The sequence below is a fragment of the Leisingera sp. XS_AS12 genome, assembly GCF_041224635.1.
Lineage (GTDB): Bacteria > Pseudomonadota > Alphaproteobacteria > Rhodobacterales > Rhodobacteraceae > Leisingera.
Map to the genome: position 1 here is coordinate 1 of NZ_JBGFGM010000083.1, position 527 is coordinate 527.

Genomic DNA, 527 nt, shown 5'->3' on the forward strand with positions numbered 1-527 from the left:
GCCACCAGGATCCGCACGCCCTGCGAGGGCATCAGCATGGATGCACCTCCAGCGCGTGGGCAATCTCGGCAATCCGGGCCGCAGGTGCATCATGGGCGAGTTCGATCACGACAGCGCCTCGAGTGATCCTGATTGGGGCAGCCTGCGATGCGACCTCCGGGCCCGCTTCCCCCTCGGCGACCTCGCAGACAACGAGAGGCGCAAAGACAGGTTCCTCGACTTCGGCTGCAGGCAGCACCAGCTTGCCCTGTTTGGCCTCTCGTCGCCACGCCGAAAGTTGATTGGGCAGAATGCCAAACCGCTCCGCTACGGCATTTACAGTCGCTCCAGCTTCCAGGGTCATCGAGACGGCCAAGGCCTTTGCCTCATCCGGCCACCGACGATGACCCGACGCGTAGATCTCGACGCCCAGCGATTTGAGAAACGAATTTGTAGCACACATTGCGAAACGCACTCCCCATCATGAGATGGAGATCACTTCGCAGCCGAAGCCATCAGCAGCAACGTGGGGTCGAGACGCCGCTTAC

Annotated in this window: 1 protein-coding gene; it reads right to left on the minus strand. The window is 61.9% G+C overall.

Annotated features, from left to right (window positions below; all coding sequences use genetic code 11):
• Window positions 1-31 precede the first annotated feature (31 nt).
• Window positions 32-442 (minus strand): transposase, encoded by a 411-nt coding sequence (locus AB9K35_RS07465; protein WP_369925116.1) that lies wholly within the window; start codon window positions 440-442, stop codon window positions 32-34.
• Window positions 443-527: the final 85 nt, after the last annotated feature.

Excerpts from the sequence above, each read along its gene's own strand:
- AB9K35_RS07465 (WP_369925116.1), bottom strand. The coding sequence starts at position 442 with ATGTGTGCTACAAATTCGTTTCTCAAATCGCTGGGCGTCGAGATCTAC.